Here is a 21715-nt window from a genome sequence, read left to right as displayed (position 1 = left end):
GCAGTTATTATTAAATCATAATCGCCAGTAAATTAGAAAACGAAGCTATTTCACTTCATCCTGAGATGGTTTTTGATGAAATGCACGACGGCGCGTACGTTGCCAAGGCAACGGTCGGTCTAAAGCTTCAGGCACTTCGCCACCTTTTGAGCGTAAACGCAGGTGTAAAGCTGCTTGTGCCATTAAATTGGCAGAAACTGGCGCAGTGATGAAGGCAAAGAGTGTGAGTAGAAGTTCAGGAAAGCCAAACCGGCCTTGAAATGCAGAATAAATCATGGCTGCAATCAAGAAGCTACCGAGACCTAATGTACTTGATTTGGTCGGTGCATGTAGACGCATAAATAAGTCGGGGAGGCGGACCATGCCAATGCCACCCACCAACATAAAGAAAGCGCCACAAATGAGAAAGAACGAAACCAAGATTTCCATTAACAATTGCATGATGGTTGCTCCTTAATCGATCACATGGCCAGTGGTAAAGTAGCGTGCAAGCGCTGCTGTAGAAACAAAGCCTAGCATTGCAACCAATAAAGCACCTTCAAATAAAGACGTACTTATCCAATAAATGCCCAAGATCACAATCAGGCAAGTCGCGTTTAGAAATAAGGTGTCGAGTGCTAAAAGGCGATCGACGATTGATGGTCCCATCACTAAACGGATGAGACATAAGAGCATAGAAATGGTCACTGCAATGAGGCAGATTCCAAGTGCATAAGGTAAGATCATCATGCATGCTCTCCTGACTGAACCCCAAAAATTTGCATCAGTGGTTGTTCATAACGCATTTTGATGGTTTGAATTTCTGATTCAGTGTCATCTGTGCTAAGTGCATGAACCAAAATATCACCACGGTCTTGGTCGATCCCTGCGGAGACTGTGCCTGGTGTGGTGGTAATGATCATCGCTAATAAGGTGTTAACTTCCTCATGTTGCGTTTCTAAAGGCACACGAAACCATTTTGGGTGCAATTTATCAGTCGGCCCAAGCACCAATTTAGCTACGTGGATATTACTGACAATAATATCCCATAGCACCACAAGGCCTAATTGAATTGCCTTTACCCAATTAATATTGGGTGTACGGGCAATAAAGGGTTTGACTAAGTAAGGAATACCAATGGCGAGGATGACTGCCATGAGTAGTGATGCAGGATCAATACTGTGCGCCAACATCAACCAACTTAAGCCCGTGATGATGGAGACGAACGGATGTGGAAAACAGCGTTCTAGAAACGAGGTGTTTTTCATATTCAAGGTGCCTCCATCGGTTTGAGTTGGTCATTCTCTGGTTGTTCATCTGCTTGATGTTGTCCCTGAATTTGACGCTGTTTAAATTCTGAAATATGCCCACCTTTTAAGGTTTGCTCAGGAATTAAATATGGAATTAGATGTGCATTCGGGTCAACAACTTCACCGCCATATTTGGTCTCTGGAAGATTTTCTGGATCAAACGGTTGTACGCTAATCACTTCACCTGTTTCATCTTTTTTCAATAATAAGCCTTCATACAGGGCATTATTTTGAATCTGTACCGCTGTGCTATGCGTATATTGATAGATGGGTGCGGCAAATGCCATATAGGCGATTAAGCCAGCCAGAAGGACATAAATGGTTTTATCGTTGCGCTTAGGTGCAATTGCGGGCAAGACTTGATAATTGGTATAGGCTTTTTCAGCAGGATTGTCTTCTGGTTGAGTCGCACGCCAAAAAAGAATAAAACCAACACGTGTCATGGCTAAAATACTGAGTAAACTGACCAAAAGCACCACCAATATAATCAGCAATTGATATGGAGAGTTTGCAGTCGCTTGTAAGATAAAGACTTTACCTAAGAAGCCACTAAAAGGTGGCAACCCCGCCATCATCAGCGCAATAATAAAGTAGGTGAGTGCAACCACTTTGTGCTGTTTCATCTGTGGCGCAATTTTAAAATGATCTTTAAATTCGCCACGCTGAGAGGTAATCCAGCCACAGAGCAAATAAAAGGCTGCACCAATGAGAGTACTGTGAACTAGATAATACAGTGCAGCGGCCCAAGCTTGTGTATTCATGAGTGATAGGGCAATTAAGATCGTACCGATAGACGATAAAATCATAAAGCCAACAAAGCGGCGCAGACGTTCTGCACCAATTGCGCCAATCACGCCATAAACAGAGGTGACTAAACCAATCACAAGTAATAAGGCTTGTAGAATGCTGTGGCTCACTGCATCATCAAATACCGTTCCATTAATACGTAAAATCGCATAAATGCCGACTTTGGTCATAATGGTAAATAATGCCGCAACGGGTGTAGTTGCTACGGCATAGGTTTTTGGTAGCCAAAAGCCCACTGGTAACATGGCTGCTTTAATGCCAAATACTACAAAGAGAAGTAATCCACCAGCAACAGCTAGACGATGCTGATCATTTTCTAATAGAGGCATTAAACGTGCGACATCGGCCATATTTAGACTGCCGACACTGCCATAAATTAAGCCTAAACCAATTAAGAACAGTGCAGAAGCCAATAAATTAATGGTGACGTAGTGAATACCCAACTGGAAGCGTGCTTTGCCTTGACCATGTAGGAGCAAGACATAAGATGCCATGAGTAGGATTTCAAAAAAGACGAATAAGTTAAATAAGTCGCCTGTAAGAAATGCACCACATAAGCCCATCAATAAAAAATGGCACATTGCATGGAAGTAGCGTCCACGTTCATCCCATTCTTTACTGGCAAACCAAATCACTGGGAGGGCCAGTGCATAGGTTAAAACCAGCATAAATGCAGACAGTTGATCGAGTACCAAAACAATGCCGAATGGTGCTGCCCATTCGCTCAGATTATAAATATGTACCTCACCTGTACTGGCAAGGATTAAATAATAAACTGAAGTTAAAGCACCTAGAATGAGTGACAGTAAGCTGAGACCACGGCGCCATGGTTGACGGCGGTCTTGTGCTAATGAACCAGAACCCGGGTTGCCGAGCAAGACCAACAAGAACGCTGTAAACGCAGGAATTAAAATACTAAAAATCGGTGTGTGTTGCGTAAAGAAGTGCATAAAACTAGTCATTATGGCTCATCCTCACGCGAATCGATTGGTGGTATTTCTTCTTTAGAGTCAACGTGGTCTGTTCCTGTTTCATAACGGCTACGCAGCGCCAATTGCACAATAAATGCCGTAGTGGCAAAGCCGATAACAATGGCAGTGAGTACTAAAGCCTGTGGAAGTGGGTCAGTTGCTTTGGTGGTTTCAGTCAATACCGCTGGCGCATTGATTTGAATACGGCCCATGGCAAATAAAAATAAATTTACGGCATAACCAATCATGGCCAGACCAAGAACCACAGGGAAAGTACGTGCACGGAGAATTAAGTAAATGCCTGTTGCGGTCAGTAAGCCAATCGCAGAAGCCATTAGAAGTTCTAAACTGATCATGTGCTTATCCTTTTGGTACTGGGCCAGACATACTTGAGTGACGCGAATCGCCCAAGACGGAAATCATCAACATTGTGGCACCGACGACGGTGATATAAACACCGACATCAAATAAGGCAGCCGTTGCTAAATGCATTTCACCAATGAGTGGTGGCGACACATAAAAATGTGCACTGGTCAGGAAGGGGCGACCAAAGAACCATGCACCGATCCCTGTTAGGCCTGCAATCACTAAACCAATGCCAATCCAAACTTCGTATAAACGTCCTGATTTTGCTCTGAGCAATTTCTCGGCATGGTCTTGACCCAGTGCAATGTACTGAATTACCAAAGCTAAAGAAGTAATTAAACCTGCAATAAAGCCACCGCCTGGTAGATTGTGGCCACGTAAGAAAATGTACAGGCTGATTACAAGTGCTAAAGGTAAAATCCAAGAGGCTGTAATACGGAACATCAGTGGTGATGGATTGAAACGATAGGTCAGGCCTTGTGTAATGCTAGTACCATGGGTACGCATACCGTCCATCAAGCACAGCGTGCCAATGGCAGCAATGCCTAATACCGTAATTTCACCGAAGGTATCGAATCCACGGAAGTCGACCAAAATGACATTCACGACGTTGGTACCACCACCTAGTGGAATCGATTGTTGCATGAAGAACCATGAAATTGAATTATGATCGCGGGTCAAAATGAGCCAGCTGATCCATGCAATACCTGCACCACCTGCAATTGCAATCAGGGCATCACGCCAACGACGAGAAACACTCGACTCATAAGGTGTAAGCTGTGGTAAAAGCGATAAACTCATGAGCAGTAGTACGGTAGTGACCACATCAACAGTGATTTGGGTGAGTGCAAGGTCAGGTGCAGAGAAGCAAACAAAGACCATGGTCACCACAAGACCAACTGCACCACTAATCAGCACCGCTTTAATGCGTTCGTGGTGGAACCATAGCATCATCCAACACGCAGAGAACAACAATAACCAAAGTACAATCGCAATCAATGGCGCACTGGTTAGCTCACGCGTACCTGTCATTAAGCCTTGAGAAAAGAGCGGTAATGCCATCACAAAAATGCTAAACACTACAATCCACATGAGGTAGCGTTGGAGTGAACCTGTTTCAGTGGCACGTTTAAATTTGCGTGAATTTAATAATAAATGTTTTAAGAACAGCTCAAATAGAACTTTACCTTGGAATTTTCCTAAAATTGGATCAAGGTCAATTTCTCGAATACGTCCGCCTTTGGCCAAGGCAAAATAGAAAATAATCCCTCCGACCAAAGCAATGGCACTCATCAGTAATGGCAAATTAAATCCGTGCCAAATAGCCAGATGTGTACCTTCAAAGGCAAAATTTTGTGTACTGGCCTGTGCGGTACGATTAACAATATTTTCGACCAAGAGGGCAGGGAATAAGCCCACTAGAATACATAAAATGGCCAACAATGTTGCTGGTGCACGCATCCCAAAAGCAGGCTCGTGAGCATCTTTATTAGGCACTTGCTTGCCGATTGGGCCATCAAAAAATACGCCGTGAACCAAACGAATAGAGTAAGCCACGGCAAAAATGCCAGCAAAAGTCGCAACCACCGCAGAACCAAACATGATTGGACCCGTTAAATTTGCCAACAGTTCCGTAAAGAACATTTCTTTGGATAAGAAACCGTTGGTCAATGGTACGCCTGCCATAGAGGCTGCAGTAATCATGGTAAGGGTTGCGGTGAACGGCAGTAATTGCCATAGACCACTTAATTTGCGTAAATCACGAGTGCCTGACTCGTGGTCAATAATCCCAGCAATCATAAACAGCGCTGCCTTAAAGGTCGCATGGTTAATGATGTGGAAAATGGCTGCGGCCACCGCCAAAGGTGAACCGATACCAAGCAAGCACACAATAAGACCCAAATGACTAATGGTTGAATAAGCCAGTAGGCCTTTTAAATCTTCTTTAAAAATGGCGAAGAATGCAGCCATACAAAGGGTAAACAACCCGATAAAGGTCACGAGATTATGGTAAAGCGCAGCTCCTGCAAAAATTGGCAGTAAACGGGCAAGTAAGAAAATACCTGCCTTGACCATGGTTGCGGAGTGTAAGTATGCAGAGACTGGCGTCGGTGCTGCCATCGCATTGGGTAGCCAAAAATGAAAAGGGAACTGCGCACTTTTGGTAAATGCACCCATGAGGATAAGTAGGAGCATTGGAACAAAGAGCGCATGACTTTGGATTAAGCCACCCATCGTTAAAATTTGATCTATTTCATAGGTGTCAGTGATTTGTCCGAGCAGGATAAATCCACCCAGCATACACAGCCCACCCATTCCGGTAATGGTGAGTGCCATGCGTGAGCCACGTTGTGCAGCCTCGTAGTTACTCCAATAACCAACCAATAAGAAAGAAGAAATACTGGTCAGTTCCCAAAACACTAACAGCAACATTAAGTTATTGGATAATGAAATCCCCAGCATGGCCGCCATAAACAACATAAGGAGCGTATAGAGTTTGCTGAGTGAATTTTTTGGGCTGAGATAGTAATAGGCATAGATAAAGATGAGTGTTCCGATGCCAGTAATTAGCAAAGAGAATAACAATCCTAATGCATCTAAACGAAAACTCAGGTTCAGCCCCAATTGCGGAAGCCAATGCCAAGTTTCTAAAATCACTTGACCATTAAAAACAGCTTTGGCTTGTGTCAGTAGTAGCGTGAGGCTACTTAAACTGACAGCAATTGCCCCAAAGGCTGTCGCTCCTCGTGAGAATTGTTTCAGCCATGGGATAAGGATTGTGCCTAAAACTAAAGGTAATAAGATAATAATCGGCAGCACACTCGTATCCATTGTCGTGATTAGGCCTAAGCCTAGAGTGAATCTCAATCTTTCAAGGACTGAAGGACCGCAAAGAGTAGTCCAAAACTTAATCTTGAAAGCATTTATGTGTTTAAAAATATAAAGTGCTGTATTGCGCAGCAAATAAGCGATAGCAAATTCCGATTTTAATATGAAATTTGCAAGTAAAACCGATCATATTACAGGCAATGCACAACTTCAATCTTTTTATGCAAGAGAAGGTCATTATATACCGCATGCTTCAGTGCATGGGGTGGTGTATTGTACAGTCCGCAAGGCATTTTGGCCGTATTGTAAATGTTAAACTCAAAGTGGCTTGATGGCTTTGGATTTAGAGCAAATGTTGTTGATTGGAATTGTCATCTTCAAATTGTAAGCGTTGTATAAGTTCTAAACGCTGTTGTTCATTCAGTTGTTCGCTAATTTGATTCACTAGACTTTGGATCGGGTTAACGTCGGGTTGTAAGATTTCGATAGGCAGAGGAGTAGCATCCTCTGTTTTAGGGTGATCTTCTAAATGTAGACTTGCATAAATATGTTCAAATTGCTGTTGCCATGCTTCAGGATGAAGACTGTATAGCTGTTTATTTTCCAATTTTAAACATTGAAAACGTGATGCGCGCTCTAAAAGTTCAGGGCGTTCGCCTGTAGCGAGAATTTGTAAGCGCGGAAAGGCTTGATGTAAACGCTCTAAAATTACAGCTGCCATATTGCCATCCAATTGATAATCAATGGCATCAATCATCAATACACCATCACCCTCATCGCAAGGATAGAGGCTGGCAGGGTTTAATAGACATAAGCGTCGAACGATATCGCCAATCAGTGCAACAAGATTGCGGATGCTGTTGGAGAGTTGCTGAAACATCATGATTTGGCCGTCATAATTCACCATAAACTGTAGCTTTGGGTGATATTGCAACCAAACATTGCTGATTTCAGGTAATACGATACGAATGGCATGTCTTAAAGCCGCCAGAGCAGGCGCGTGCATTTCACTATGCGCTTGAAGTAGTCGTTGTTCTATAAAGTGTTGTGATTTATCTGACTCAGTTGCAGTTTGGCTTTTGGCTAAAATCTGTTGGACCAATTGCGCACTTTGAGCATTTTCAATATCACTTACTTCACGGAACCATTCAAAGAAACGGCTAAACGTTGTAAATGGAATAGCCGAAACTTCGTAAGCATAGGCGGCCTGAAAAATTGCTGGATTATTTTTATTTAGCAAATTCACATCATTGACAAAGCGCTCTGCGGGGTAATAAGCAATTAAAGGCATGCCCAAAAGTGGGTCATCACGCATGGCACGTTGATAGATCAGCACCAAATCTTCAAGTTGTTGGGTATCTACCTTACTAATGCCAATACCTTGGCTATTGATGGTTTTGTATAGTTGCCAACGACACAGCTGAGGATCTTCACTGCTTGTATCTGGGCTTTCTGGAAAATGCCCAATATCTTCTGGAAAGCGAATTTGAATATCAATTTTAGACTGCAATCGCGTGAGCATAATATCTTGATCAAGCATCACGACGCCTGCTGTGCGCAGGTCTTTATAGCGGGCCGCAAACCATGTGAGTGCTTGATAGCTCAGACGTAAAAGAGAGGTTTTACCACTACTTTGCTCGCCTAAAATTAAGCTAATAGGCAGGTCGTGGTAATTAAATTCGGCTTTTAGGTCGGTAAAGTGTAAAGCGTGCTTAAGTTGAATTGATTGTATTTTCATAAGACACCTGTTTCTGGCTGGAGCAGGTTATCGGGCGACAGGTCTTAGCTCACAGCTTGGCGCAGTGATTTCGGCATTTCTCGTTTTAATATCTGCACCAAATCATAAATATGATGGATGTTTAAGCTTACTTTAGCACGTGTACAAGCCACGTAAAGTAATCTTAACTCTTCGTCACTAATTTTATAGTCTTTCTCATTAAGTCGAAATTGGTAGTCGTCTTCTATATGAACCCGATCCCACTCTAAGCCTTTGGCTTTATGGGCGGTCGAAATAATATAGTCGGCTTGCTCAATGGGGGTGATTTTGGCCAAGGCGCGCTTTAAAGGATCTGTACCATGATCATCCACCAGTTTGACTAAAGGCTTAATGTCGCTACCGTCATTGGTTTCACAGTACTCGTGTACATCATGCCAAGAGTTAAACCATGCCAATTCAGGTACATCCACGACACGCTTACCTTGTTTTAACATGGCTGCTGCATCGACAAAACGATTAAGCTTGGCATGGTCGGCTTGTAAACTGACTTTGTCACCATGGACTAAGCCTGCCAATAAAAGTTCCATTGCCCGTGCATTGGTACGACACAAAATAGCATCACGTTGCTTGGTATGGGGTTTGTTGACTACTTTGGAATTGAGCAGGGGGTTGCCGAGTAAGGGCACGGTTTCATGCAATGCACCTAAAATGGCATTGGCATTGAGTGCAATTTCTTCACCAAAACGAAATGAAGTGGTGAGACGAGACTCAGGCAAAGGCAATTGCTGCATGGCATTGACTGCGCCACGCCATGCATAAATTTGCTGATGGGCATCGCCCACATAAATCACTTGCGTATTGCGCTGTTTGAGCAAAATGCCCAGCATCAGTGGATCTGCATCTTGTGCTTCATCAAAGAGCACATAGTCTGCGGGAATATTGGGTTCAGACAATGCCCACAATTTTAAATAAATATCGTGCCCAATCCCTGCTTGATGGTGCGGGTCGATTGATTCTAACCAACGGCGTTCAACGGCAGGGTAAAGGTGTTTTTGTAGCGTATCGATATCATCTGCATGTAACCAGCTAGGCGCTTGAATGTGGCGCGGTGCAGGGTACTGCGAACTGGTCGAACAGAAATAGCTGACGGCATTGGCCACTAAGCTGGCCAAGCGAGAAGGCATGAGCACATATTGTTCATAACGCCCACCCATCATTCGACGTAGCGTAATTGGCGTTAAGCGATATTCTTTCGCGATGAAACTTGGGCTTAAACGAGGCAGGCGAAGCTTGTCTGTGACTCCACGTGGAACGCTACGAAAGGCCAAGGAGTGAAAAGTTCGACAGTCGACATTACCATGAAACTTTTGCTGTGCTTCAGTTGCTATGGCTTTGTTAAAGGCCAAGTACATGCCACGTCTTTGTGGCATGGCCTCACTGATCATTTGTAAAGTTGTGGTTTTACCTGTGCCAGCATAGGCAATGACTTTAAAAGATTTCCCCAGCCGTGCGTTATCTATCGCAGTGGCTTGCTCATAGGTTGCGCTCGGCTTTTTGGGATTAGTCACTGTTCAATGCCTAGTTGCTTAGTGGCTACGATTAGCTTTTTCAACCAAGCCTGATAGGCCTTGGCGACGTGCCAATTCGTTTAAAACCAATTGTGGGTCTAGGTCGAAATAGCCCAACATTACAATGGTATGGAACCACAGATCAGCCACTTCGTAGATTAGGTCGTTTTTATTATCTTCATTGGCTTCAGTTTTAAAATCTTTGGCAGCAATAATCGTTTCAACACTTTCTTCGCCAATTTTTTCTAAGATTTTATTTAAGCCTTTGTGGTATAGCTTAGCCACATAAGAAGAGTCAGGGTCTGCAACTTTACGTTCAGCCATCATTTTGCCTAAGTAGTCGAGAACTTCCACTTGCTCAGACTGCGCATTTGAGGCATTCATTGCAATGGTATGTGGATTTGCAGACTTTTCACCATAAATTGCAGATGGATCTTTAAGCTGCGCATCAACAATTTCCCAGCCCGTTGCTGTCAGTTTACGGTAAAAGCAAGATTCACGGCCTGTATGGCAGGCAATACCACCGTGTTGTTCAATTTGAAGCACAATCACGTCAGCATCACAGTCTAAACGGATTTCGTGTACCGTTTGAAAATGACCAGACTCTTCGCCTTTGTACCACAGTTTGCTACGTGAGCGAGAGAAGTACACCGCTTGATTTTTTTCAGCTGTTAAAGCCAGTGCTTCGCGGTTCATCCACGCCACCATCAAAATACGTCCAGTTTGATGATGCTGAGCAATAGCAGGCACTAAGCCTTGTTCGTTAAATTTTACTTCATCGAGCCATTGCAGATTGTTCATGTGGATTACACCTAAATTTGTTCAAATAAATAAAGTTACTCAATCGAGTCACGATTTAAAAATCGCGAACCATAGTGTACGGCATCATGGCGTAAGAGAGTAACTAAAACTTAAGCAATTTTTAAAGTGTCGAATATTGCCAAAATATTCATAGACATAAAAAAGCCCAATCGAAATTGGGCTTCACTTAAATAGGCTTAGTCATGTAGACCTACAGACTAGCGAAACTTACCAGTGCTCGCCTGGGAATAAGCGCGCGTATGCTTTTTGCACCCAGTTGAGTTTCTGTTGTTGACCCACCGAAGCGCTTGAACTTGGGAAAAGGTTATAACCAATCGACATCAATTTGTTGTTAATGTCTGGCGCAATCGAATAGGTAATCGAGGCTAAACGGCCAAGATTTGTCGCCACTTTTTTCGGGCGCTTCACAATGGCATAGGCAATGAGGTCAGCTGCTTGTTCAGGAGAGAGCGTTGGCACATATTTGTAAATTTTGGTTGGCGCAATCATTGGCGTACGCACTAAAGGCATATAAATCGATGTGATTGCAATTTTATGTGAATGCACTTCTGCAGATAAGCAACGACTGAATGCATCGAGCGCGGCTTTAGATGCTACATAAGCCGAGAAACGGGTCGCATTTGCTAACACGCCAATTGAACTGATGTTAATAATGTGACCATCACGGCGAATCATCATTTGCGGTAAAATGTTCATCACCAAACGAATTGCACCAAAGTAATTCAGCTGCATGGTACGTTCAAAGTCATGGAAACGATCAGTGGATTCGTGCACGGCACGACGGATTGAACGTCCTGCATTATTAATCAGAATATCAATATGATCGACAGAAGCGAGGATTTGCTTTGACACCTCATCAATAGAATCCATGTTGTTTAAATCACATGGAAAAACTGAAGCTTTACCACCTTTGGCTTCAATTTCAGCTTTGACTTCTTCTAGGGTTTCTTGGGTGCGGGCAACCAAGAGCACATGTGCACCTGCATCGGCGAGGCGATGTGCTGCTGTAAGGCCAATACCGCTGGAAGCGCCGGTAATCAAAACAATTTTACCGTTCACTTTGTCTTGAAAGCGTTTTTCTAATCTTTGGTTCACGTTTAATACCCTGATTGAATAAATGTGAGACTGTGCGTTTTTTTTATTACGTGGCTGGCTGTGCTTGATTAGGGACAGTGGCAGCGAAAATATGCTTGCAATGATAACGTATTTAAAAAGAAAAGATAGGATTTAAGCTATTGAAATATAAAAATATTATTAGAGTAATTGCTCTAAAATTACTCATTATTGTGATTTACTTTTAACAATATTTAAGTGCGAAGACAAGGGATAAAATGAGAAAGATCACAGAATAGTGTGGAAAGCATAGAAAAACCCTCTTAATAGGGGTGCATAAGAGGGTTTTGAATTGATTTTTAGGGCTGTAACCTACTTGGCAAAGAAAATAAAATTAAACTTGTGCCAGCGCTTGTTCTAAATCAGCAATCAAATCATCAGCATGCTCGATACCCACGGACAAGCGCACCATGTCGATACTCACACCAGCTGCTTTTAACTCTGACTCATTGAGCTGACGATGCGTGGTGGTTGCGGGATGGCAAGCTAAACTTTTGGCATCGCCAATATTGACGAGGCGAGTAAACAGTTGTAATGCATCGATGAAGCGTGTGCCACCTTTAAGACCATCTTGTACGCCAAAGGATAAAATCGCGGAAGGTTTACCTTTCACATATTTTTGTGCCAATGCATGCTGAGGGTGGTCTTTTAATCCTGCATAATTGACCCATTTTACTTTAGGATGAGCTTGTAAATATTCCGCCACCTTTTGCGCATTTTCAGTATGGCGTTCCATACGTAGACTTAAGGTTTCGAGGCCTTGCAAAATTAAAAATACATTTTGTGGGCTAATGGCTGCGCCAGTATTGCGTAGCGGTACTACGCGGGCGCGGGCAATATAAGCTGCCTCGCCCAGTGCTTCTACATAATTCACACCGTGATAGCTTGGGTCTGGCGTATTTAATGCCGGAAAGCGCTCAGGATATTTGCCCCATGGGAATTTACCGCTGTCGACAATAATGCCACCGATTGAATTACCATGACCGCCAATATATTTGGTCAATGAATGCACCACAATATCGGCACCAAATTCAAAAGATTTTTGCAGCACAGGCGTAGCAACAGTGTTGTCGACGATGACAGGGACGCCGTATTCGTGGGCAATTTTAGCAATGGCTTCTAGGTCAATAATATTACCCAGTGGGTTACCAATAGATTCAACAAAGACCAATTTGGTCTTTTCGTCGATGAGTTGACGTAATGCTTCAGGATTTTGATAATCAAAGAAACGCACTTCAATGCCTTGTTTTGGCAGGGTGTGTGCAAAGAGATTATAGGTGCCACCGTAGAGTGTGGAAACCGAGGCAATATTGTCGCCAGCTTCTGCAATGGTTTGCACTGCATAGGTAATAGCCGCCATGCCTGAGGCCAAAGCTAAAGCCCCAATACCGCCTTCAAGTGCAGCTACACGCTGCTCCAGTACCGCAGTGGTTGGGTTCATAATACGGGTATAAATATTGCCCTGAACTTTTAAATCAAATAAATCAGCACCATGTTGTGTGTTGTCAAACGCATAAGAAGTGGTTTGATAAATTGGAACAGCCACAGCTTTAGTGGTTGCTTCAGGTGTGTAGCCCGCATGAATAGCCAAAGTTTCGTCTTTATAAGTCATTCTATTGTCATCTTCTTAAGTTCATTATGAATGGAGTCTAGCACTACTTTATATGATTAAAAGTGCATAAATAATGAAATATATAGCTGTTTTACTCATATATGTGTACTGTTTTTTGCACAATGTGCATGAAAAATAGTGTGTCTGAGCATGTTTAAAAAATAAACATATCTTTAGTTGTAACAAACGATGCAACTTGTGATGCATTTCTTATGTTTTTGGCGCTTTTATCGTATAATGCACCGATTATTTTTTCGCTCTTTTTGAGCTCGGGGTGTAATTGAGCCCCAATTTTGGTTTTTTATTGAGGAGTCCTACGTGGCCCAATATATTTACACGATGAACCGTGTGTCGAAAATGGTTCCGCCTAAGCGCGAAATCCTAAAAGACATCTCTTTATCATTCTTTCCAGGTGCTAAAATTGGTGTACTTGGTCTAAACGGTGCAGGTAAGTCTACCTTGCTTCGTATTATGGCGGGCGTAGACAAAGATTTCTCAGGTGAAGCGCGTGCTCAACCCGGTATTAAAATTGGTTACCTAGAGCAAGAGCCACCACTAGACGAAAGCAAAGATGTTCGTGGTAACGTTGAAGATGGTTTACGTGAACCACTTGATGCTTTAGCACGTTTGGATGAAGTTTTTGCTGAATATGCAGCTGAAGATGCAGACTTTGATGCACTTGCAAAAGAGCAAGAGAAGCTTGAAGCAATTATCCATTCATGGGATGCACATAATATTGTGAACCAAATGGATCAAGCGGCTGCAGCTTTAAACCTTCCAGCTTGGGATGCAGACGTATCTAAACTTTCTGGTGGTGAACGTCGCCGTGTCGCACTTTGCCGTTTGCTATTGTCTAAACCAGACATGTTGCTTCTAGACGAACCGACGAACCATTTAGATGCTTCATCTGTAGCATGGTTAGAACGTTTCTTGAAAGACTTCACGGGCACAATCGTTGCGATTACCCATGACCGTTATTTCTTGGATAACGTTGCTGAATGGATTCTTGAGCTTGACCGTGGCATGGGTATTCCATACCAAGGTAACTACTCTTCTTGGTTAGAGCAGAAAAATGCCCGTCTAGAACAAGAGAACAAGCAAGAAGAGTCTTTTGCTAAAGCATTGAAAAAAGAACTTGAATGGGTTCGTTCAAATGCAAAAGGTCAGCAAAAGAAAAACAAAGCGCGTATGGAGCGTTTTGAAGAGCTTAACTCGCGTGAATTCCAACAGCGTAACGAAACGTCTGAAATCTACATTCCACCTGGCCCGCGTCTAGGGAATAAGGTTGTAGAAGTTGAAGGCATCAGCAAATCGTTTGGTGATCGTACGCTTTATAAAGATCTAAGCTTCGTTGTTCCACCATGTGCCATTGTAGGTATCGTGGGTGAGAACGGTGCGGGTAAAACAACTTTATTCCGTATGATGACTGGTGAACAGCAACCAGATACGGGTTCTGTTGTGCTTGGTGAGTCAGTTAAAGTGGCTTACGTTGGTCAGATCCGTGACACGCTTGATGACAACAAAACTGTTTGGGAAGAAGTTTCTGGCGGTTTAGACATCTTGCGTATTGGCGAATACGAAATCGCATCTCGTGCGTATATCGGCCGCTTTAACTTTAAAGGTCAAGATCAGCAAAAACGTGTAGGTCAATTGTCAGGTGGTGAGCGTAACCGTTTACAGCTTGCGAAAATCTTGCAAATGGGTGCAAACGTAATCTTACTCGATGAGCCATCGAACGACTTGGACATCGAAACTTTACGTGCGCTTGAGGATGCAATTCTTGTATTCCCTGGTACTGTAATGGTGATCTCGCACGACCGTTGGTTCCTAGACCGTATTGCAACGCACATCTTGTCATTTGAAGGTGAAACACCTGAATTCTTCACTGGTAATTATGCAGAGTTTGAAGAATATCGCCGTAAACGTGATGGTGATGACCTTGTGACTAAGCGTCAAAAATATCGCAAAATTGGCGTTTAATTGCCGATTTTGATGTAAAAAAATCAGCCTTCGGGCTGATTTTTTTGTGTTTTAATTGGTGCTATTTAAGACAAGTCATGAGGTTAATTAAAATTATACAAAAGCGAGTACTGCTATTTCTGCTTCAACGTATGTGATGATGTTTTAAATTCAAGTTTTATGGTGTTCATGTTTTTGATTGGCTGTTTCAATATGATACATAACTGATCTGTTGTTGTAATGGTATTACATCGACAGAAGTTGTTATGCTCAAGTTCGCTCAATGAGTAGAAGGATAATTGAATGTCCGAGCATCATGATCATAGTCATGCCGTTGTAACAGATGAAAATTCGAAAAAATTAACCTTTGCATTATTACTGACCAGTAGTTTTTTGGTGGTCGAAGTTGTGGCGGGCTTTATTACACAAAGTTTGGCTTTGCTTTCAGATGCCGCGCATATGTTTACCGATGCAGCAGCTTTAGCGATTGCTTTAGTCGCAATTAAAATTGGCAAATTACCTGCAGATAATAAACGAACCTTTGGCTATCAGCGTTTTGAAATATTAGCAGCTTTATTTAATGCGCTCATGCTATTTGCCGTGGCTATTTATATTTTGTATGAAGCTTATCAGCGCTTTTCAACCCCTCCAGAGATACAAAGTATGGGGATGTTGATTGTGGCGAGCATTGGTCTTGTCATTAATTTAATTTCCATGCGTATCTTATTTTCTAGCTCTCAAGACAGTTTGAATGTGAAAGGAGCATACCTTGAAGTTTTAAGTGATGCTTTGGGCTCTGTAGGCGTGATTTTGGGTGCTGTGCTGATTTATTTCACCGGCTGGATGTGGGTGGATACAGTGATTGCTGTGCTGATTGGTTTTTGGGTTTTGCCACGCACATGGGTACTGTTAAAGCAGAGTTTAAATATATTATTAGAAGGTGTACCAGAAGAGATTGATATTGAAAAGCTACGTAAAGATTTATTGCAATTGAATGGTGTAGAAAGTATTCATCAACTTAAAGTGTGGGCGATTAGTTCTAAAAATATTCATTTGACAGTCCATCTTTATGCGCCGGGTGCTGATCGTACCAGCTTATATAAAGAGGCGATGGAGATGTTAAGCCATCAACATGGGATTACTGAGATGGTTTTACAGATTGAAGAAGAGGCATGTCTGGCAGAAGAAGGACATCATCATGCCTTGGATGAACATTCACATCAGCATTAATGCTGATGTGAACAAGTGTGGGAATTAAACTTCCCACTCATGATTACAATCGCGGCATTTCCATTTTTTTTGTGACTGCATGAAGGCTTGCATTGAAATTTTGAAATCAGGTAAGTCGCGATAAAATAAGAAACCTGCAATCACGCAAATGATAAAAACCACAACGGTTGCTGTTTGTATGGTGCTTCCTGCACCATTGCCAAATAACCACATTGCAATACTAATGATGACCAGGAGTAACAACACGAAAATTGCAGGGATTAAAAATACCAAACTTTTAGGCACAACAGGGCGTGCAGCGGGTTGGCCTGCTTGCGCAATGGGCATAATTTTAGGGCTTTGACATTGAGGGCAACGGTATTGCATTACAGTTCCATAATTTTGAGCTGAGTATTATTTTAATCGGAATAGTACAGAAAGCAAAAAATACTCAGTAACAGTATAAGATTCAGTGTCTTAGTAAATAGATAAGCAATAAAAAAAGCCCAAGTCATAATGCTTGGGCTTTTTTATAAGCAAACCATATTGATTTGCTTGAATATGGCGTCCCTACGGGGATTCGAACCCCGGTTACCGCCGTGAAAGGGCGATGTCCTAGGCCTCTAGACGATAGGGACAAGTGAGGCAACAGGATCAGTGTTTAACACTGTGTCTCTGTATGGGCGCTATATTATGGATATAAGGCCCATGCGTCAACTAAAAATTCAATTAAGCTTCATCAACTGCGTCATTTTTCGGCAATTTTAAGCTTTCATTGAGTTTTTCCCAAACTTTAAGTTCTTTTTTGCTTGGACCACCAACAATTTCAAGCGCATGGCGTAAGCGAGCGAAAGTTAAATCTGGACCAATCGTGACCATTGTTTGCATGACAGGTGTAGATGCTGTTGAGCCCGCAATCGCAATAAAGAACGCAGGCATGAAATCACGTAATTTCACTTCCATTTGCGCAGCTAAGTCCATTAGCGTTTGGCTAACAGTGTCGTTATTCCAAGTGAACAGACTTTCTAAGCGCCAAATCGCAAATTGTAAGCTTTGACGAACTTGTTCTTCAGAGAGTTTTTTACTCACAAACTGCTCTTGGCTCAGTGTAGGGAAGTGGTTGAAGTAATGTGCAGACCAATTCACAGCTTCTGAAAGTAAGTTAATACGCGGTTGAATGGCAGCAGCAATTTCTTCTAATTTGGCACGATCGGCTTTCCAAGCCAATAATGTATCTAGCAGATCGCTTGGAGAAAGCGCTTTAATCCATTGACCGTTTAACCAGTTGAGTTTTTCAACATCAAAGATTGGGCCACCAAGAGATACGCGTTGAATGTCGAAGTGAGCAATCATTTCTGCCAACGTGAATTTTTCACTTTCATCTGGCATAGACCAACCCATACGGCCGAGGTAGTTCAACAAAGCTTCTGGTAAAACGCCGATGTCTTTGTAGTAGTTAATTGACGTTGGGTTTTTACGTTTAGATAGTTTTGATTTATCTGGGTTGCGCAAAAGTGGCATGTGGCAAAGCACAGGCATATCCCAACCGAAGTATTTATACAACAATTGATGTTTAGGCGCAGATGGAATCCATTCTTCACCGCGGATCACGTGCGTGATTTCCATTAAATGGTCATCGACTACGTTTGCTAAGTGGTAAGTTGGCAAGCCGTCAGTTTTAAGCAGAATTTGCATGTCGACTTGTGCCCATGGAATTTCAACTTCACCACGTAGTAAGTCATTAAATTGACAAATACCTTCTTCAGGCACTTTCATACGAATGACATGCGGTTCGCCAGCAGCTAAACGACGTTGTACTTCTTCTGCAGTGTGTTTTAAACCACGACCATCGTAACGTGGAGATTCACCACGTGCTTGTTGTTCTGCACGCATTTGATCCAGTTCTTCACTTGTTGCGAAGCAATAGAACGCATGACCTTTTTCAACCAATTCCAGTGCATATTGCTTATAAATGCCCATACGCTCTGATTGACGGTAGGGTGCATGTGGGCCACCTACATCTGGACCTTCAGACCAATTTAGACCTAACCAACGCAATGAATCTAAAATCATTTTTTCAGATTCAGGTGTAGAGCGAAGTTGGTCGGTATCTTCAATACGAAGAATAAATTCGCCACCATGTTGCTTAGCAAAACATAGGTTAAACAAAGCGATATAGGCAGTCCCTACATGAGGGAAACCAGTAGGAGAGGGTGCAATACGAGTACGAACAGTCATAATCAATTATTAATCAGAATGTAAATTGGGATCTATTATAACGAAAAAGCCTGATCACTTAATGCTTAATTTATCATTCAGTGATCAGGCTTCGAGCCCAAGCAGGGGAATGCATGGGCTTAAAATATGTGCGTTAAAGACTTAAGATGGATTTGTAGAGAATAACGCTTGAACAAAACGGCTAAAACTTTGGTTTTGTGAGGCAAAAAAACTTTGAGCAGGTGCAGTTTTAAGCGATGTAAGTACTTTTAAGCTGTCATCAGATGATTGCGCTTTAGAAGACTCATTTTTTTGTTGTGTTAAGGCTTTTTCAATCGGCGACGTTTTATCACTTGGCAAAGTTACTTTTGCACTGGTCGTCTTGTTGATTGCAGCACTATGCGTGAATTGCAAAGTTGAAAAACTTAAAGCGACACAAAGAAGCATATATTGATTTAATTTCATGTCCAATCTTCCCCTAATTTGATGAATGGAACTTTTATTGGTGTTTTTTAATACTAATACTACGCTTTAACCACGTTAATTGATTAAAAAGTAGAACTACATCACATTTTTTACAAAAAAATAATAAAACACCAAGTTAGATTACCTGAATAAAGCAGATTTCTCCTTAATTGTTACTTTATATCAAATAACTATGAAGATAGCATGGAGAATAGAATTTTGAAGCATTGTTTTAGCAAAAAAATATCAATTCTAAGCAGTTTTTTGCATATCTAAAAAATAGAAATCTAAACAAATTAATCATCTAGCCAAGATATTGTGCAAGAGTATTGAGATTTATATAGTGCATTTCAAGAATGAAATGAGACTTGGCAATGAAAAAAATAATAGCTTCAACTGTATTGGCGCTTTTAAGTGGCGCTATAACTTCTGTATATGCGAATAAAGATTTTTTAAACGTGTCTTATGATCCGACCCGTGAGTTTTATCAAGAATATAATCAGGAGTTTGGTGCATTTTGGAAACAACGCACAGGCCAAGAGGTTAATTTTAAGCAATCACATGGTGGTTCTGGTAAGCAGGCACGTGCCGTGGCGACAGGCTTGCAAGCCGATGTGGTGACTTTGGCCTTAGCCAATGATATTGATGAAATTGTAAATGCAGGTTTAATTAAAAAAGGTTGGCAAAAAGAATTTCCAAATAACTCTGCGCCTTATACCTCAACTATTGTTTTTTTGGTACGTAAAGGCAATCCTAAAAATATTAAAGATTGGAATGATCTGACCAAGCCTGGTGTAGAAATTATTACGCCAAACCCAAAAACGGGTGGCGCGCCACGTTGGATTTATTTATCAGCATGGGGATATGCCTTAAAGCAACCCGGTGGTAATGATGCGAAAGCCAAAGAATTGGTTAAAAAGCTCTATCAAAATGTCAAAGTATTAGATTCGGGTGCACGTGGTTCACTGACGACATTTGCGGAGCGTGGTATTGGTGATGTGTTGCTGTCTTGGGAAAATGAAGCTTTGCTGGCGACACAAGGCTTAGGTAAGGACAAGTTTGATATTGTTTATCCATCGATTTCGATTTTGGCTGAGCCATCTGTGGCGATTGTGGATCAGACCGTGGATAAAAATGGCAATCGTAATTTGGCGAAAGGCTATTTGAATTATTTATATTCTCCAAAAGGACAAGAGCTGGCGGCCAAATATTATTTCCGCCCACGTGATAGTAAAGCTGCAACGAAATATGCAGCTCAATTTCCAAAGCAAAAAACCTTTACCATTGATCAAGTCTTTGGTGGATGGGCAAAGGCACAGCAAACCCATTTTGTGAATGGTGCAATCTTTGACCAAATTTATAGTGATAAAAAATAAGGCATTAATACAGGTTGTTTAGATAAGAAAAATGGATGACTACTGTTATCCATTTTTTTTATATACAAAGCAAAAAACAGTATATATATGGAAAAGGTAAAGTGTTCTTGAAGTTTTATATAAGTAAAACAAGATGATAAAAGAACAAATTATTCTACTTTAACGGATGTTCTTTTAATTTTGTGAATTGCGATTAATGATTTTCTTTCATATAGTTAGCATTAATTTAGATATTTGATTTGTGCTGATATGAAACTTCAATTCAAAGCATTGTTGAGTGGTGCATTGTTGTCGCTAGGTCTAGCGCTTCCTACAACAGCAACTCAGGCGGCAGATCGCCAATTTTTAAATGTATCTTATGATGCAACTCGCGAATTTTATGACGAATTTAACAAGTCATTCGGCGCATATTGGAAAAAGCGTACAGGTTATTCTGTTGATTTTAAACAATCACATGGTGGTTCAGGCAAGCAAGCACGTTCGGTGGTTGATGGTTTGAAAGGTGATGTTGTGACTTTGGCTTTGGCCAATGATATTGATGAAATTGTAAAGTCTGGTCAGATTCAGCCGGGTTGGCAAAAGGAATTTCCGTATAACTCAGCACCATATACATCGACAATTGTGTTTATGGTACGTAAAGGCAATCCAAAGCATATTAAAGATTGGAGCGACTTAACCAAGCCAGGTGTAGAAATTATTACACCAAACCCAAAAACAGGTGGTTTACCGCGTTGGGTATACTTATCGGCTTGGGGCTATGCACTGAAGCAACCAGGTGGTAATGATGCGAAGGCGAAAGAATTCGTCGGCAAAATGTATCACAATGTGAAAGTGATGGACTCGGCGGCGCGAGCTTCTATGACGACTTTTGCTGAGCGTGGCATTGGTGACGTGTTGTTAACTTGGGAAAATGAAGCGCTTGTGACCCAAAAAACTTTGGGTAAAGGTAAGTTTGATATTGTTTATCCTTCAATGTCTATTTTAACGGAGCCTTCAGTTGCAATTGTCGACAAAACTGTCGATAAAAATGGCAACAAGTGGTTGGCAACAGGTTATATCAACTATTTATATTCGCCTTTAGGTCAAGAAATGGCAGCTAAACATTTCTATCGTCCACGTAATGCGGCTGTTCTAGCCAAATATAAAGCACAATTCCCACCATTAAAAACATTTACCATTGATGAAGTGTTTGGCGGTTGGGCAAAAGCACAGCAAACACACTTTGTGAATGGTGCGATTTTTGATCAAATTTATAATTCGAAGCGTTAATTGATGAATGGATTCATTCTGAAGAGTTAATCGTAGTCGAAGTTATTTTAAAGCCTCTGTTCGCAGGGGCTTTTTTTGTGCCATTGATCTGTAGGCTACTGGTTGAAAAGGATTTGTGTTTGCGGG

Annotated in this window: 18 protein-coding genes and 1 tRNA gene; 4 read left to right on the top strand and 15 right to left on the bottom strand. The window is 41.8% G+C overall.

The genetic code is table 11. The features are described 5' to 3' along the window. Window positions 1-45 precede the first annotated feature (45 nt). From DYI81_RS05200 to DYI81_RS05150, 11 genes are all read right to left on the bottom strand, one after another. On the bottom strand, window positions 46-441 hold the full coding sequence (locus DYI81_RS05200; protein WP_106983901.1) for a Na+/H+ antiporter subunit G: 396 nt from the start codon (window positions 439-441) through the stop codon (window positions 46-48). 12 nt (window positions 442-453) lie between these two features. Beyond that, the gene (locus tag DYI81_RS05195) at window positions 454-729 is read right to left on the bottom strand and encodes a monovalent cation/H+ antiporter subunit F (RefSeq protein WP_106983902.1); all 276 of its coding nucleotides are present in this window, start codon (window positions 727-729) and stop codon (window positions 454-456) included. After that, window positions 726-1247, bottom strand: coding sequence for a Na+/H+ antiporter subunit E (locus tag DYI81_RS05190; RefSeq protein ID WP_106983903.1), 522 nt, complete (start codon window positions 1245-1247; stop codon window positions 726-728). Before DYI81_RS05190 ends, DYI81_RS05195 begins: the two co-directional genes overlap by 4 nt. A gap of 2 nt (window positions 1248-1249) precedes the next feature. Beyond that, the gene (locus DYI81_RS05185) at window positions 1250-3058 is read right to left on the bottom strand and encodes a monovalent cation/H+ antiporter subunit D (RefSeq protein WP_117006915.1); all 1809 of its coding nucleotides are present in this window, start codon (window positions 3056-3058) and stop codon (window positions 1250-1252) included. After that, entirely contained in the window at window positions 3058-3423 is a 366-nt protein-coding gene (locus tag DYI81_RS05180; RefSeq protein ID WP_106983905.1) for a Na+/H+ antiporter subunit C, read from the bottom strand. Before DYI81_RS05180 ends, DYI81_RS05185 begins: the two co-directional genes overlap by 1 nt. A gap of 4 nt (window positions 3424-3427) precedes the next feature. Next, a complete protein-coding gene (locus DYI81_RS05175) occupies window positions 3428-6265 on the bottom strand; it encodes a monovalent cation/H+ antiporter subunit A (RefSeq protein ID WP_106983906.1) in 2838 nt (945 codons plus the stop codon). 340 nt (window positions 6266-6605) lie between these two features. Beyond that, complete coding sequence (locus DYI81_RS05170) at window positions 6606-8000, bottom strand: ATP-binding protein (RefSeq protein WP_106983907.1); 1395 nt, start codon at window positions 7998-8000, stop codon at window positions 6606-6608. A 44-nt stretch (window positions 8001-8044) separates the two neighbouring features. After that, window positions 8045-9547: a UvrD-helicase domain-containing protein gene (locus tag DYI81_RS05165; protein WP_117006914.1), complete on the bottom strand. Its 1503-nt coding sequence runs from the start codon at window positions 9545-9547 to the stop codon at window positions 8045-8047. Window positions 9548-9565: 18 nt separating this feature from the next. After that, window positions 9566-10348 (bottom strand): bifunctional phosphoribosyl-AMP cyclohydrolase/phosphoribosyl-ATP diphosphatase HisIE, encoded by a 783-nt coding sequence (gene hisIE, locus DYI81_RS05160; RefSeq protein WP_106983909.1) that lies wholly within the window; start codon window positions 10346-10348, stop codon window positions 9566-9568. A 228-nt stretch (window positions 10349-10576) separates the two neighbouring features. Next, on the bottom strand, window positions 10577-11464 hold the full coding sequence (locus DYI81_RS05155) for an SDR family NAD(P)-dependent oxidoreductase (RefSeq protein WP_106983910.1): 888 nt from the start codon (window positions 11462-11464) through the stop codon (window positions 10577-10579). 352 nt (window positions 11465-11816) lie between these two features. Further along, the gene (locus tag DYI81_RS05150) at window positions 11817-13094 is read right to left on the bottom strand and encodes an aminotransferase class I/II-fold pyridoxal phosphate-dependent enzyme (RefSeq protein WP_117006913.1); all 1278 of its coding nucleotides are present in this window, start codon (window positions 13092-13094) and stop codon (window positions 11817-11819) included. A 318-nt stretch (window positions 13095-13412) separates the two neighbouring features. Here DYI81_RS05150 and ettA point away from each other — a divergent pair, with 318 nt between their 5' ends. Then, on the top strand, window positions 13413-15074 hold the full coding sequence (gene ettA, locus DYI81_RS05145) for an energy-dependent translational throttle protein EttA (RefSeq protein ID WP_117006912.1): 1662 nt from the start codon (window positions 13413-13415) through the stop codon (window positions 15072-15074). A 282-nt stretch (window positions 15075-15356) separates the two neighbouring features. Beyond that, on the top strand, window positions 15357-16283 hold the full coding sequence (locus DYI81_RS05140; RefSeq protein WP_117006911.1) for a cation diffusion facilitator family transporter: 927 nt from the start codon (window positions 15357-15359) through the stop codon (window positions 16281-16283). Window positions 16284-16307: 24 nt separating this feature from the next. Here DYI81_RS05140 and DYI81_RS05135 read toward each other — a convergent pair whose 3' ends face one another. The 4 genes from DYI81_RS05135 to DYI81_RS05120 form a co-directional block, all read right to left on the bottom strand. After that, window positions 16308-16649 carry a hypothetical protein gene (locus DYI81_RS05135; protein WP_106983914.1) on the bottom strand — a complete coding sequence of 114 codons (342 nt, stop codon included), beginning with the start codon at window positions 16647-16649 and terminating at the stop codon, window positions 16308-16310. Between the two features lie 175 nt (window positions 16650-16824). Then, window positions 16825-16900 (bottom strand) — tRNA-Glu (locus DYI81_RS05130). 91 nt (window positions 16901-16991) lie between these two features. Next, window positions 16992-18500, bottom strand: a complete 1509-nt coding sequence (gene gltX, locus DYI81_RS05125; protein ID WP_117006910.1) for a glutamate--tRNA ligase — start codon at window positions 18498-18500, stop codon at window positions 16992-16994. A gap of 141 nt (window positions 18501-18641) precedes the next feature. Next, window positions 18642-18944, bottom strand: coding sequence for a hypothetical protein (locus DYI81_RS05120; protein WP_117006909.1), 303 nt, complete (start codon window positions 18942-18944; stop codon window positions 18642-18644). Window positions 18945-19318: 374 nt separating this feature from the next. Here DYI81_RS05120 and DYI81_RS05115 point away from each other — a divergent pair, with 374 nt between their 5' ends. Next, on the top strand, window positions 19319-20320 hold the full coding sequence (locus tag DYI81_RS05115) for a sulfate ABC transporter substrate-binding protein (protein WP_117006908.1): 1002 nt from the start codon (window positions 19319-19321) through the stop codon (window positions 20318-20320). A 249-nt stretch (window positions 20321-20569) separates the two neighbouring features. Further along, the gene (locus DYI81_RS05110) at window positions 20570-21589 is read left to right on the top strand and encodes a sulfate ABC transporter substrate-binding protein (RefSeq protein WP_117006907.1); all 1020 of its coding nucleotides are present in this window, start codon (window positions 20570-20572) and stop codon (window positions 21587-21589) included. Window positions 21590-21715: the final 126 nt, after the last annotated feature.

Source organism: Acinetobacter sp. SWAC5 (assembly GCF_003419885.1).
GTDB classification, from domain to species: Bacteria; Pseudomonadota; Gammaproteobacteria; order Pseudomonadales; family Moraxellaceae; genus Acinetobacter; species Acinetobacter cumulans.
Note: the sequence above shows the minus strand (reverse complement) of the source record. Positions and strands in the feature narration are given on the sequence as shown.

Coding starts and splice junctions, on each gene's coding strand:
- DYI81_RS05120 (WP_117006909.1), bottom strand. CDS start 18,944: ATGAAATTAAATCAATATATGCTTCTTTGTGTCGCTTTAAGTTTTTCA.
- DYI81_RS05135 (WP_106983914.1), bottom strand. CDS start 16,649: ATGCAATACCGTTGCCCTCAATGTCAAAGCCCTAAAATTATGCCCATT.
- DYI81_RS05110 (WP_117006907.1), top strand. CDS start 20,570: ATGAAACTTCAATTCAAAGCATTGTTGAGTGGTGCATTGTTGTCGCTA.
- DYI81_RS05185 (WP_117006915.1), bottom strand. CDS start 3,058: ATGACTAGTTTTATGCACTTCTTTACGCAACACACACCGATTTTTAGT.
- DYI81_RS05190 (WP_106983903.1), bottom strand. CDS start 1,247: ATGAAAAACACCTCGTTTCTAGAACGCTGTTTTCCACATCCGTTCGTC.
- DYI81_RS05195 (WP_106983902.1), bottom strand. CDS start 729: ATGATGATCTTACCTTATGCACTTGGAATCTGCCTCATTGCAGTGACC.
- gltX (WP_117006910.1), bottom strand. CDS start 18,500: ATGACTGTTCGTACTCGTATTGCACCCTCTCCTACTGGTTTCCCTCAT.
- hisIE (WP_106983909.1), bottom strand. CDS start 10,348: ATGAACAATCTGCAATGGCTCGATGAAGTAAAATTTAACGAACAAGGC.
- DYI81_RS05115 (WP_117006908.1), top strand. CDS start 19,319: ATGAAAAAAATAATAGCTTCAACTGTATTGGCGCTTTTAAGTGGCGCT.
- DYI81_RS05175 (WP_106983906.1), bottom strand. CDS start 6,265: ATGGATACGAGTGTGCTGCCGATTATTATCTTATTACCTTTAGTTTTA.
- DYI81_RS05180 (WP_106983905.1), bottom strand. CDS start 3,423: ATGATCAGTTTAGAACTTCTAATGGCTTCTGCGATTGGCTTACTGACC.
- DYI81_RS05140 (WP_117006911.1), top strand. CDS start 15,357: ATGTCCGAGCATCATGATCATAGTCATGCCGTTGTAACAGATGAAAAT.
- DYI81_RS05150 (WP_117006913.1), bottom strand. CDS start 13,094: ATGACTTATAAAGACGAAACTTTGGCTATTCATGCGGGCTACACACCT.
- DYI81_RS05170 (WP_106983907.1), bottom strand. CDS start 8,000: ATGAAAATACAATCAATTCAACTTAAGCACGCTTTACACTTTACCGAC.
- DYI81_RS05200 (WP_106983901.1), bottom strand. CDS start 441: ATGCAATTGTTAATGGAAATCTTGGTTTCGTTCTTTCTCATTTGTGGC.